Source organism: Gillisella vitis, from assembly GCF_021559775.1.
Taxonomy (GTDB): Bacteria; Pseudomonadota; Alphaproteobacteria; order Rhizobiales; family Rhizobiaceae; genus Allorhizobium; species Allorhizobium ampelinum.
Map to the genome: position 1 here is coordinate 682,719 of NZ_CP056048.1, position 13,034 is coordinate 695,752.

Genomic DNA, 13,034 nt, shown 5'->3' on the forward strand with positions numbered 1-13,034 from the left:
TCAGCCCATCGACCCCATGACGCCTTCGACGAGGTAGTTCATGCTTTCCAGCTCGATGGCGTCTTCGGCATAGTCCTTGCCCGAGGGGATGACGGTATTGCCCTTGTTGTCCTTCTGGCCGCCCTTGAAGACGGAGAAGCCGCCTGCCTTCATGGTGGCAAGCGTGGCTTCAAACTTGGTGCGGGCCTCAGCGGAGACGCCGGGACCCAGCGGGCTCATCTTGACGAAGCCGTCCTTCAACCCGCCGCGCACGAAATTGCCGAGCTTTTCGCCTGCCTGAGCCTTCTTGACGAAATCGGTATAGACATTGCCCCAGGCCCATTCTGCGCCCGTCAGGTATTTTTCAGGGGCAAGCGGGCTCTGGTTGGCGTGATAGCCGCAGACGAAAGCGCCGCGACCAGCCGCGGTCTGCACCACGACCTTCGGGCTATCGACATGGCAGGTGATGACATCGACGCCCTGATCGACCAGCGCATTGGTGGCTTCGGCCTCCTTGACGGCCAGCGACCACTCGCCTGTGAAAATCACCTGGCAGGTGATGGACGGATCGACGGAGCGGGCACCGAGCAGGAAGGCATTGATATTCTGCACCACCTGCGGAATGGGTTTGGCGGCGACGAAGCCGATCTTCTTCGACTTGGTGGCATAGGCGGCGGCAATGCCGTTCAGATATTGGCCCTGGAAGATGTAGCCGAAATAGGAGCCGGTATTGTCCGGGTTCTTGCCCTTCTGCCAGAGGCCGCCGCAATGGCGAAACTGCACGTCAGGATATTTCTGCGCGACCGCCAGCATATGGGGGTCGAAATAGCCGAAAGAGGTCGGAAACAGCAGGCTGGCACCATCCAGATTGATCATCGATTCCATGGTCTTCTGGACATCGACGGTTTCAGGTACGTTTTCTTCCTCGACCACTGTCACGCCGGACAAGGCCTTGACCACGGCAGCACCCTCGGCATGGGCCTGGTTATAGCCATAATCATCCTTCGGCCCGACATAGATGAAGCCGACGGTGAGATCGGCAGCCTGCGCTGAACGCAGCATGCCGGGGGCGGCAATGGCGGCAGCGGCACCCAGGGCGGAGGTTTGCAGGAAATGACGGCGGGTAAAGGAAGGCGATCTGGTCATCGATAGGTTCCCCTGTTTGATCCGGCTCTCGTCCGGTGCGGATGATTTGAGAAAGTGTATGCAATCACCATGCCAGATCTGAAGGCTATGCTCGAAAGGAGCTTCCTGGCGGTCTCTGGTTGCTGCCCGTGCATCTGTATGCACTTTTAAAATTCAGATGAATATTTTTTGAGCGCGACTATTAAATTTGCTAAATCCTTCAGGGAAAAGTTCCTGATCTCGCACGAAAGTTGTGTATTTTTGTGAAAATCGTGCTTTGATATCAGTAGGGCAGTGGGTTAACCTGCCAAAACAAGTGATTTTTAAAACTGCATACAGACGATAATAAGACTGGGAAATCTCAATGAATCAGCCGAGGGTGCGCGAACTTGTTCGTGCCGGCAACACGGTCGAACAGCTGGTGCGCGCCATTGCCGACCTGATTATCGTCGGTGATTTGCAGCCGGATGATAAACTGGATGAAGGATCGCTTGCCGCCCGCTTTGAGGTGTCACGCACGCCGGTGCGCGAGGCGCTTCGACAATTGTGCGCCATGGGTCTGGTGGAGCGCAAGCCGAACAAGAGCGCTGTTGTCACCAACGTCACCGGCGGGTTTCTGACCTCGATGTTCGAGGCGATGGCGGAGCTTGAAGGGATGTGCGCCAGACTTGCAGCAGAGCGCATGACGCTGGAGGAGCGCCGGTTGCTGGAGCGGATGCACCGCGATTCAATCCGCATCGTCCAGGCGGGGCAGACGGAGGACTATTCCGCCTATAATATCGAGTTTCACAACCGGATCTATCAGGGCGCCCATAACCAGCATATTCTGGAACTGGTGACGCAGACCCGGTCGCGGCTGGCGCCCTTTCGCCGGGCACAGTTTCGCTTGACGGGCCGCTTGTCTCTGTCTTTCCAGGAACATGAGGCCATCGTCAATGCCATCCTGCGCGGTGAAAAGACTGCCGCTGCCGAAGCGGCCTATCGCCATGTCGAAATTGTCGGCGATGCCAGCAGCACATTGACCCAGCATACGGTTGGCAGGGATTGAGGTCTCGAAATCCAGGCCTCACGGATTGATGCGGTAGGTCCTCACCAGTTCCGGGTCCTGTTGCAGCGTATCGAGCCAGGTCGGGTCGAGTTTCGGCACCGAGGAAAACAGCAGTTTCGAATAGGGATGCTGCGGGGCGGCAAGCTGTTGCGGCGAGATCTGCTCGACCTTTTTGCCCGCATACATCACCACGATCTCGTCGCAGATCGCTTCCACCACCGAAAGATCGTGGCTGATGAAAATGTAGGACAGGCCAAGTTCGCGCTGCAATTCCTTCAAAAGCTCGATGACGGCGGCGGCGACCACGGTGTCGAGCGCCGAGGTGATTTCGTCACACAGGATCAGCTTTGGTTCCGCCGCCAGCGCCCGGGCGAAATTAACCCGCTGCTTCTGGCCGCCGGACAGTTCCGACGGGCGGCGCTGGCGCAGCGATTGCGGCAGATGCACCATGTCGAGCAATTGGTTGATGCGCGCATCACGCGCCTTGCCCTTCATGCCATGGTAAAAGGTCAGCGGGCGACCGAGGATGTCCTCAATGGATTTCGCCGGGTTCAGTGCCGTGTCGGCGGATTGGAAGACGATCTGCATTTCGCGCAGCTGATTGCGGGTGCGGTCGCGGGCATGGCGGCCCAGTTCACGGCCATTGAAAATGATATGGCCTGCCGCCAATGGCAGGAGACCGGCAATGCTACGCGCTAAGGTGGATTTACCGCAGCCGGATTCGCCGATAATGCCGAGGTTGCGGCCATTGCGCACCGTCAGGCTGACGGACTGCACCGCCTGAACGAGTGGCAGGCCATCCGCTTGCAGATCACCATAGCCAGCAATCAGGTTTTCGATTTCCAGCAGGGGCTTGAGGCTCTTGTCTTCGGCAAGCGGTGTTGTGCGGGGCTTCGGTTCAAAGGCAGACAGAAGTTCACGGGTATAAGGATGTTGCGCATGCGCCAGCAGCTCGGCGGTGGTGCCGGTTTCCTGCACTTCGCCACCCTTGAGCACGACGATCCGGTCGGCAATCTGGGCAACGACGGCCAGATCATGGGAGACATAGACCCCGGAGATGCCGTCCTTGCGCATCACCGACTTGAAGGCGCGCAGCACTTCGATTTGCGTCGTCACGTCAAGCGCCGTGGTTGGCTCGTCGAAAATCACCAGCTTCGGGTCGCCGATTAGCGCCATGGCCGCTGACAGACGCTGTAACTGTCCGCCGGAGACCTGATGCGGATAGCGTGTGCCAATCGTTTCGGGATTGGGCAGCGACAGCGCCCGAAACAGCGCCACGGCGCGGGTGCGGGCTTCCTCCTTCGACATCAGGTCGTGAATGCGGGTGACCTCGATCACTTGGTCCATGATCCGGATGGCCGGATTGAAAGCCGCCGCCGCCGATTGCGGCACATAGGCGACATCGGTGCCGCGAATACCGGCGCGATCGCGCTCGGAAAGTGCGGCCATATCCTTGCCCGCGACACTGATCGTGCCGCCGGTTATACGGCATCCGGGGCGGGTATAGCCCATCAGCGTCAAGGCGATGGTGGTTTTTCCAGAGCCGCTCTCGCCGATCAAGGCAACGATTTCGCCCTCCGGTATGTCCAGGCTGATGCCCTTGATAATCTCGACCTTGCGGCCGGAATCGGTGGTGGCCTGGACCTTGAGGTCGCGGATTTCCACGAGGTTTGCCATCATGCGCTCCTGTCGCGGATCTTGCGGGGAAGATTATCGATCAGCATATTGACGCTGATCGTCAGGCTGGCAATCGCCAGTGACGGGAAAATCACCGCTGGTGCCGCAAAGGGCAGGCCGCCGATATTTTCGCGCACCAGCGCACCCCAGTCTGCATTGGGTGGCTGGACACCGAGGCCCAGGAAGGAAAGCCCTGAGAGCAGCAACACGATGAAGACAAAGCGCAGCCCAAAATCCGCCAGCACCGGTCCGGTAATATTCGGCAGGATTTCAGAGCGGATGATGTAGAAAATAGTTTCGCCCCGGATGCGTGCGACGCTGATGAAATCCATGGCATTGATGTTGATGGCCAACGCGCGGGCAAAGCGATAGGCGCCGGGCGTGTAGATCACCGATAGGGTCATGACCAGAACCGGGATCGACGATCCGACGGCAGCGACCACCACCAGACCGAAGAGCTTGCTGGGAATGGAGTTCATCGCATCGAGAAAACGGCTGAGCACGGTATCGATCCAGCCACCGGCGACGGCGGCGATCATGCCGAGCACGACGCCGGAAAAGCAGGCGATAGTGACGGCGGCCAGCGAAATGCCGACCGTGTAGCGCGCACCCATGATGATGCGCGACAGCATGTCCCGACCGAGATAATCGGACCCCAGCCAGAGCGTGTTGCTCATCGGCCCGAAATAGTCGAAATCGACGATCTCACCGACCGGATGCGGAATGAGCAGGGGCGCGAATATCGCCACCAGCGCCCAAGCGCTGATGACAGTGAGGCCAGCAATGCCAACGGCATTGATGCGATAGCCGAATGACCGGCGTCTGCGAGCGATTGGTGCTGTTGATGGCGTGCCGTTCAGTGGCGTCATAGTCATCGCAGCCTCGGATTGGAGAGAATGGAAACGATATCGGCAATGGTGATCAACACGAGATAGCCGACGCAGAAGATCATCGCGCAGCTCTGGATCAGCGGCAGGTCACGGGTGGCGACGGCATCGACCATCAGCTTGGCAATGCCGGGATAGTTGAAGATCGTCTCGACGATAATGACCCCGCCGATCAGATAGGACAGTGATAGCGCCATGGCATTGACGATTGGCCCCAGCGCATTGGGCAGCGCATGGCGCAGCACGATGCGGCGGCGTGAGGCGCCTTTCAGCAAAGCCATTTCCACATAGGGCGTATCGAGGGTTTCGATCACAGCTGCCCGGGTCATGCGGATCATCTGGGCTGAAACACCGAAGGTGAGTGTGATGACAGGCATGGCATAGACCCGCACCAGGCCAGCAAATGTGTGAACCTCATTGGCAAAGGACAGCGCCGGTAGCCATTTCAGATAGACCGCAAACAGCAGAACGGCGGAGGTGGCAATCATGAATTCCGGCACGGAAATCACCCCAATGGTCACCACGGTGACGCAGCGGTCATAGAGAGAGCCGCGCAGCATGGCCGAGGTAATACCCAGCGTCAGTGCGATGGGAACAGCCAGGAGGGCGGTAATGCCGGCAAGCTTCATGGAATTGACCAGACGGCCGGAAATCAGCTCGGCAATCGGCATGTTATTGGCGTAGGACGTGCCGAGATCGCCTTGCAACAAGCCCGTTGCCCAACGCAGGAAACGCAAGATTGCGGGATCGTTGAGATGCATGGTCTGACGCAGGCCCTCGACGGCTTCCGGTGTCGCGGCCTGACCGAGCAGCATGGTCGCCGTATCGCCTGGCAAGAGCGCAGTCGCCATGAAAACGGCCAGCGACACGATGATCAAGGTGATCAGGGCGATCATCAGCCTGTTGACAACAAGGGAAAAGGCTCGGGCGTTCACGCACATGCTCCAGCTGGGTTAGGGCGATCAATCTTCGGCAATCGCTTCGGGTAATCGGAATGCGGATGACCGTGATAGTGTGCCGCCAGGCTGGCAAACGGTTTTGCCGCGATGCGCTGGATAAAGTACGCATCGATCCAAAGCCATTTGCCAAGGCCCGCTCGTAGAAGGTCTGCCGAATTTGTATCAGGCTTCCAGCCAGACATATTCGGCGAAGGCATAACCCATCATGCCACCCAGCGGGCTGGGTTCAAGCCCTTTCAGCTTGGCGGTGATGGCATCGACATTGGAAAGATAGGCGGGAATAACCGTCCCTGCTTCCTCTGCGATCATCACCTGCATTTCGCCATAGATTTCCTTGCGCTTGGCCTGATCGAGAAGGCCACGAGCTTCGAGCAGCATCTTGTCGAATTTCGGCGACTTATACTGGCTTTCGTTCCACGGAGCATCGGAAGAATAGAGCAGCGAGAACAGGATATCTGGTGTTGGACGTGGGTTGATATTGCCGAAATGGACCGGTGCCTTCAACCAGTATTTGTCCCAATAACCATCGGAGGGTACGCGCTGGACATCGAGCTTCATGCCGATTTCGGCCGCCGATGCCTGGATAACCATCGCCATGTCTATCGAAGAGCTTGCGGCTTCTGATGCGATAACCGGGATGGACTGGCCAAGCACGCCCGCCTTCTGGAAGTGGAATTTCGCCTTGTCGGGATCGAAGGCCTTCGGCTTCAGGTCGGCATTATGATAGAAGCTGGCAGACGACAGCGGCTGGTCGTTGCCGATTTCACCAAGGCCGCGCATTGCCGACTTGATGATCTGCTCCCTGTTAACGATCAGCTTCATGCCGTCGATGAAGTCCTTCTTATTGCCGGGCGCCATGTCCATGCGCATGTTGAGATTGGTGTAATTGCCCGATGTCGTCTTCGACAGCACGAAGCCGTCCTGGGTATCGACCAGACGCATGGAGCGCGGATTGATGGAGGCGGCCAGTTGGATGTCACCCGACAGGAGCGCGTTGACACGGGCATTGTCCTCGCTGATCGCGAAGAATTCGAAACTGTCGACATTCGGGCCGCCAGCTTTCCAGTAATTGCCATTCCGCTTCATGATCGAGCGGACGCCGGGCTCGAATTTTTCGAGAACGAAGGCACCGGTGCCATTGCCCTTGGAGAAATCCGTGGTGCCATCGGCAACGATCATGAACTGATGGATGGCGAGAATGGACGGCATGTCAGCATTGGCATGGGCCAGGGAGATTTCCACGGTCTGCTTGTCGACGGCCTTGATGCCGGTCATCTGGGCAGCGATCTTGGCAACCTTGGAGCCGGTGGCCGGATCGAGATGGCGCTTCAGCGAATAGACCACGTCGTCGGCGGTCAGCGTTTTGCCGTCGTGGAAGGTCACGCCGCTTTTCAGCTTGATCGTCCAGACCTGAGCATCTTTGCTTTCAACCGATTCTGCCAGCTCCATCTGCGGAGCTCCGGTTTTATCGAGAATGGTCAGGCGGTTATAGAGCGCGCAGCAGCGCACGTAGTCGGTGGAGAGCGAGGCCTTGGCCGGGTCCAGCGTATCAGCATTGGAGGCAGAGTAGCCGGCGGCTTTCAAAGATCCGCCCTTGACCGGCGTTGCGGCCAGCGCGCTTGAGGCGCGGCCCATGATGGAGCCGGCGGCGGTGAGGGCAACGCCACCAGCCAGCATCATCTGCATCAATTCCCGGCGGGTGGCACCGCGGCGAATGGCGTTCTCCACCATGGCATCGTCAGCGCCGGTCCAGTTTGTCGTCTGCTTGTCTGTCATGACATTCCCCTTATTGTTGTTGACTGTTTTGCGGGCCTTTTGGTGGCACGTCATTGTATGCTGATGTCATCGTGTGTTGGCTTCAGGCGGCACGATTCAACTCTATGGCCTCGGCAAGTCCCGCCATCGAGGTAAAGTGAAAATCGGGTTTTACGAAGGATTCAGGCTCGATCGTGCCGCCATAGCCTTTTTGGGCATGGCGCCGCTCGATCCAGCAATTGGTCAAGCCGAGTTGGCGTGAGATGCCGATGTCGTGATACTGGCTTTGCGCCACATGCAGGATGTCTGCGCGGCTGTTGCCCTCCGATTCCACGAACGCGAAAACCGTTTCGAAAAACGCCGGATCGGGCTTTTCCGTGCCGGTATCATCGGTGGTGAAGGCGGCATGGAAGGGCTCGCCCAAAGCCTCATCGAAATACGCAAAAGCCCAGCGCTGCGCATTGGTCATGGCGATCAGCCGGTAGCGGGTTTTCAGCTGTGCCAGCGCGGCAACGCTATCGGCAAAAGGCTTCCAATCGGTGACGGAGCCACGCAAGCGCTCGCCAAACGCCGCATCTGTCGGCAGGCCGAGGGCGGGGGCGATCTTTACGTAGACCCGCGCGAGATCATCGGGAAAAAGCAAGGCTTCATCGTCATAGCGGGCCGCACGATAGAGCGAAAGGGCGTGTTCTCCATCCATCGTCACGCCTGTCTCTGCGGCAATCTCAGCGAGGCAATCGGTAATGCCGTTCTCAAAATCAATCAGCGTGCCGACCACGTCGAAGGTGAGATATTTGAAATCCGCAAAGGCCTTTGCCATCACTGCATCCTCTAGCTTGCACATCCTCATGCATCAGGTCCGGCAAATGCCGTTCCTTTTGCTCACGATCCCTCGGTTTCCTCGCTTAATTTTGTTTTTATCTGGCTTTTGTTTCTATCTTGAATGCGCCCTGGCATTTTCTACCGGGGCGCATTCGAAGTATTACAGGAGATAGGGACTGTTTCTTCCTGAATGCCGATCTTCAGACGGCAGAAAATTCTGAATCTGATCGCTCGGCGGTATTTCGTCCGACTGGCTGTGGTCTTAGGCCATGGCAGTGCGAACGTCCGGATCTTCCAGCGTTTGATCCAGCGTCTTCCTGGTGCGCTCGACAATGGCGTCGATTTCGCTTTCCGTGCAGCAAAGCGGTGGCGCATAGCCCAGAATGCCATTGGCGAAGGCGCGAATGACGAGGCCATTGTCCCAGGCCCGGTCAAACACCCGCGTGGCAGGTGCGGCGGCGGCTGGCAGCGGGGTTTTCTTGTCCTTGTCCACCACCATTTCAATGGCGGCCAGCATGCCGCGACCGCGCACATCGCCCACCAATGGATGGTCTTTCAGGCTTTCTAGCCCAGCCATCAGACGTGCGCCCATTTTGCGGCCGTTGTCCAGCAAGCCGTCTTCGTAAAGCTTCAAAACGGCAAGGCCAACAGCGGCACTGACCGGATGGGCCGAATAGGTATAACCATGGCCAATCGCTGCCGATCCGGCACCATCGGCAATGGTGTTGTAGATCTTGTCGGACAAGAACACCGCACCCATCGGCACATAGCCAGAGGTGAGGCCCTTGGCGGTGGTCATCAGATCCGGTACCACGCCATCGTCTGTACAGGCAAACAAGGGACCGGTGCGGCCAAAGCCAGTGATGACTTCGTCGGCGACGAACAGAATGTCCAGCTCGGTGCAGACATCGCGCATGGCTTTCAGCCAGCCATCGGGCGGCACAATCACGCCGCCGGAGCCTTGAATCGGTTCCACATAAAAAGCTGCCACACGCTCAGAACCCAGTTCCTCGACCTTTGCCCGCAAGGCGGCAACCGACGAAGCGATAATGGCTGCCGGATCATTGCCCACCGGGTTGCGATAGGCGTAGTGCGACGGAATTTTATGCTGCCAGTCAAACGGCAGGCCGAATCCGGCGTGGAATAGCGGCAACGCGGTGAGGCCTGCCCCGACGGTGGACGAACCATGGTAGCCCTGTTCCACCGAGATGAACTGGTCCTTCTGCGGTGTGCCCTTGCAATGGTAATAATAACGGATGAAACGGATGGTGCTGTCGATGGCATCGGAGCCGCCCAACGTGAAATAGACATGGTTGAGATCACCCGGTGCCCGGTCTGCCAGTTCCGCAGCCAGCCGGATGGCGGGTTCCGAACCGAGGCTGAAATAGCCGGTGGCGTAAGGCAGTTCACGCAGCTGCTTGGTTGCTGCCTCGATAATGCTTTCCTGGCCGTAACCGGCATTCACGCACCACAGACCGGCAAAGCCGTCGAGCAGTTGACGTCCGGTGGAATCAGTGACGGTTGCGCCGCTGGCCGATTTCAGAACGCGCACGCCTGCCTTTTCATGGCTGCGATAGGATGCAACCGGATGCACCAGATGGGCACGGTCCAACTCAATCAGGGAATTGCTCAACATTATCAGATCTCCAAATTCAGCCGAGTGACTGGCTGGCGAGTGCATAGGTTTCAACGGTAGCCGATTCATTCGGATCTATCTGTGCCGCATTGCGTCGCATCGGCACGCCGCCGCCCACGTGAACAAGGCCTTGCTGCGTCAACCAAGGCGCAAGGCCTGTTGCAACTGCTGTGTCGACGCGCAGAAATGATCCTGTTCTTGCAGCGAACACAAAGGACAGAAGGGCTTTCGCATCGTCCTGATTGGCCGCCACGACCGGCCCCGCGACCTCACCGCGACCAAAGGGACGCAGGGCGATATAGCCGGTGATGCGGCCAGCATCCCTGAGAATGGCAAACCTGCCGGTTTCCGCGAGCTTGCTCAGCAGACCACTCCGATCCGCGCCAAAGGCTGCCGCATCAAGGATGGCCAAATCTTGGGCCACGTCCTGATCAGCCCAGGAGATTGCAGAATGGGCGATAGCGCCATCTTCGACAATGCCTTGATGCTGGATAATTTCACCAGCGGCAACAAAGCCGAGCTTTTCGTAAAGGGGCAGACCATCCTGCGTTGCCACCAGACGGCATTCTCGCCCATCTGCGGCATTTAAGGCCATGTCCATCAATTTGCGGCCAAGCCCGCGACCGCGCATGGAGGCGTCGACGATGACCATGTTGACGGTGGCGCAGGTCTCTGCGTAAAGCGTCGCCATGGCGGTTCCCACTACGCGCCCGCCTTCAAGCGCCACAAAGCCCTTGCTCAAGGACAGCAAAAAGGCCCAATCTTCCCGGCGATGTGGCCATTGGGCTTGCTGCGACAGCATAAATGCGCCGTCGATGTGTTCGGGACCAAAGGAAATGATGTCGATTTGGCTCGCCTGCATGCCACTTTCCTGAAATCTGTTTTACTGCTTCTCAGTGATAGACCCGAGCGCAAAGAAGATCATCCCGACGATGGTGCGTCCTTGGTATGTTTCGCCGTTCCAAGTGATCACTGCCGCATCTTATGCCGTGAGCGTGTATTTTCGCTGGCTGCGAGGGCAGGGGGCCGGAGCGTTCGCAAAACTCTCTGCCAAATCCCCCACTGCATACGCAACATTGTGCTTTGAGAGGAGGCAATTGCGGTGAACCGCTTGGCGCGGCTCTGCCTATGATGGGAAAACCTCAACGATATGCTTTGCAAGGATCAAGAAACCCATGGCTCCCTTCCGCCCGAAATTCATCACCTTCGATTGCTACGGCACGCTCATCAATTTCCAAATGGCGGAAGCGGCCCGCGATATTTACAGCGCCCAGCTGGATGCGGCCCATATGGATGAGTTTGTCAAAGACTTCTCCGCCTATCGTCTGGATGAAGTGCTGGGTGATTGGAAGCCCTATGCCGATGTGGTCCACAATGCTATCGAGCGCACCTGCAAGAGAAACGGCGTGACCTTCCGCGATGAAGACGCAAAGACTGTATATGAGCGCGTACCCACCTGGGGTCCGCACCCGGATGTGCCTGCTGGTCTTGCCAAAGTGGCCAAGGAGATTCCGCTGGTGATTCTCTCCAACGCCATGAATTCGCAGATCATGTCCAATGTGGAAAAGCTCGGCGCGCCCTTCCATGCGGTCTATACGGCAGAGCAGGCGCAATCCTACAAGCCACGCATGAAGGGCTTTGAATATATGTTCGACATGCTCGGCTGCGGCCCTGATGACATTACCCATGTGTCGTCTTCCTTCCGCTATGATCTGATGACCGCCCATGATCTGGGCATTAAAAACAAAGTCTGGGTCAACCGTGGTCACGAGCCAGCCAATCCCTATTATGGCTATCAGGAAATCGCAGGCGTTCACGATCTGCCCGGCGTGTTTGGTCTTTAAGCGATGAAATATCTCTCCTACTGGCACGACACCGCCCCGAAATTTGCCGAGGGCATCACCGGCGCAATTGAAGGCGATTTTGATGTCGCGGTGATTGGCGGCGGCTTTACAGGCTTGGCCGCGGCCCGCCAACTGGCGAAAGCGGGGGCAAAGGTGATCGTGCTGGAGGGGCAGCGCATTGGTTGGGGTGCTTCTGGCCGCAATGGCGGACATCTCAACAATGGCTTGGCCCACAGCTATCTGGGGGCCAAGGCTGAGCTGGGCAAAGAGCGGGCGATTGCGCTTTACCAAGCGCTCGACAGTTCCATCGATACCATCGAGGCGCTGATTGCCGAGGAAGGCATTGATTGCAATTTCCGCCGTGCCGGAAAGCTGAAACTGGCTTCCAAGCCCCAGCATTTTGAAGGGCTTGCCCGCAATTTCGAAGCCCTGCATGGCGAGGTTGATCCAGATACGGCGCTTTTGTCGCCTGCGGATTTAAAAAATGAGGTTGGCTCACCTTTTTTTGGTGCCATGCTCTCCAAAAAAAGCGCCATGATGCATATGGGCCGCTATGTCGTGGGCCTCGCGAAAGCCGCCCAACGCCATGGCGCTGACATTGCCGAACAGGCCTCTGTCACCTCTGTTGAAAAACAAGGCGACCGCCACCACCTGGCCACTGCGCGGGGCCGCGTGACCGCCAAGGATGTGCTGGTGGCCACCGGGGCCTATACCACGCCCAATTTCAGCTTCTTCCGCCGCCGCATCATTGCCGTTGGCAGTTTTCTGATTGCCACCCGGCCTTTATCGAACACGGAAGTGGCGAGCGTGATGCCGGGCAACCGCACCTGCGTCAACACCATGAACATCGGCAATTACTGGCGTCTATCGCCCGACAATCGGCTGATTTTCGGCGGCCGCGCCCGCTTTTCCGCCACATCCGACCAGCAATCAGACGCAAAAAGCGGCGAAATCCTGCGCCAATCCCTTGCCGCGATTTTTCCGCAGCTTGCCAAGGTCGAGATTGATTATTGCTGGGGCGGTCTGGTGGATATGACCAAGGACCGCTATCCCCGCGCAGGCTATCAGGACGGCCTGTGGTATGCCATGGGCTATTCCGGCCACGGAGCCCAGCTTTCCACCCATCTCGGCATGATCATGGCGGATACCATCATGGGCAAGCCCGATGCCAATCCGCTGAAAGGGTTGGATTGGCCAGCCGTGCCGGGACACTTTGGCAAGCCATGGTTTTTGCCGTTGGTGGGCATGTATTATAAGATTCTCGATAGATTTCAGTGAGAAGGGCAGCCTGCAATCGTGCAG

11 protein-coding genes are annotated in these 13,034 nt (G+C 58.0%); 3 read left to right on the forward strand and 8 right to left on the reverse strand.

Annotation, left to right across the window (positions count from 1 at the left end):
- Positions 1–1,125, reverse strand: coding sequence for a BMP family ABC transporter substrate-binding protein (locus tag AVCG78_RS20090; RefSeq protein ID WP_060717603.1), 1,125 nt, complete (start codon positions 1,123–1,125; stop codon positions 1–3).
- A 343-nt stretch (positions 1,126–1,468) separates the two neighbouring features.
- Here AVCG78_RS20090 and AVCG78_RS20095 point away from each other — a divergent pair, with 343 nt between their 5' ends.
- Positions 1,469–2,152 (forward strand): GntR family transcriptional regulator, encoded by a 684-nt coding sequence (locus AVCG78_RS20095; RefSeq protein ID WP_012653988.1) that lies wholly within the window; start codon positions 1,469–1,471, stop codon positions 2,150–2,152.
- An 18-nt stretch (positions 2,153–2,170) separates the two neighbouring features.
- Here the strand turns inward: AVCG78_RS20095 and AVCG78_RS20100 are convergent, their stop codons facing one another.
- The 7 genes from AVCG78_RS20100 to AVCG78_RS20130 form a co-directional block, all read right to left on the reverse strand.
- Entirely contained in the window at positions 2,171–3,829 is a 1,659-nt protein-coding gene (locus AVCG78_RS20100; protein ID WP_156582609.1) for an ABC transporter ATP-binding protein, read from the reverse strand.
- Positions 3,829–4,698, reverse strand: coding sequence for an ABC transporter permease (locus AVCG78_RS20105; RefSeq protein WP_071204080.1), 870 nt, complete (start codon positions 4,696–4,698; stop codon positions 3,829–3,831). The genes AVCG78_RS20100 and AVCG78_RS20105 overlap by 1 nt, the downstream gene beginning before the upstream one ends.
- Positions 4,699–4,700: 2 nt before the next feature.
- Positions 4,701–5,657, reverse strand: coding sequence for an ABC transporter permease (locus tag AVCG78_RS20110; protein WP_156582610.1), 957 nt, complete (start codon positions 5,655–5,657; stop codon positions 4,701–4,703).
- 180 nt (positions 5,658–5,837) lie between these two features.
- The gene (locus AVCG78_RS20115; protein ID WP_156582611.1) at positions 5,838–7,451 is read right to left on the reverse strand and encodes an ABC transporter substrate-binding protein; all 1,614 of its coding nucleotides are present in this window, start codon (positions 7,449–7,451) and stop codon (positions 5,838–5,840) included.
- An 82-nt stretch (positions 7,452–7,533) separates the two neighbouring features.
- Positions 7,534–8,250, reverse strand: coding sequence for an HAD-IA family hydrolase (locus AVCG78_RS20120; RefSeq protein ID WP_071204187.1), 717 nt, complete (start codon positions 8,248–8,250; stop codon positions 7,534–7,536).
- Between the two features lie 264 nt (positions 8,251–8,514).
- Positions 8,515–9,888, reverse strand: a complete 1,374-nt coding sequence (locus AVCG78_RS20125) for an aspartate aminotransferase family protein (RefSeq protein ID WP_071204084.1) — start codon at positions 9,886–9,888, stop codon at positions 8,515–8,517.
- 16 nt (positions 9,889–9,904) lie between these two features.
- Complete coding sequence (locus AVCG78_RS20130; RefSeq protein WP_071204086.1) at positions 9,905–10,750, reverse strand: GNAT family N-acetyltransferase; 846 nt, start codon at positions 10,748–10,750, stop codon at positions 9,905–9,907.
- 313 nt (positions 10,751–11,063) lie between these two features.
- Here AVCG78_RS20130 and AVCG78_RS20135 point away from each other — a divergent pair, with 313 nt between their 5' ends.
- A complete protein-coding gene (locus AVCG78_RS20135) occupies positions 11,064–11,732 on the forward strand; it encodes a haloacid dehalogenase type II (RefSeq protein WP_071204088.1) in 669 nt (222 codons plus the stop codon).
- Positions 11,733–11,735: 3 nt separating this feature from the next.
- Positions 11,736–13,010, forward strand: a complete 1,275-nt coding sequence (locus AVCG78_RS20140; protein ID WP_071204090.1) for an NAD(P)/FAD-dependent oxidoreductase — start codon at positions 11,736–11,738, stop codon at positions 13,008–13,010.
- The last annotated feature ends 24 nt before the right edge of the window (positions 13,011–13,034 follow it).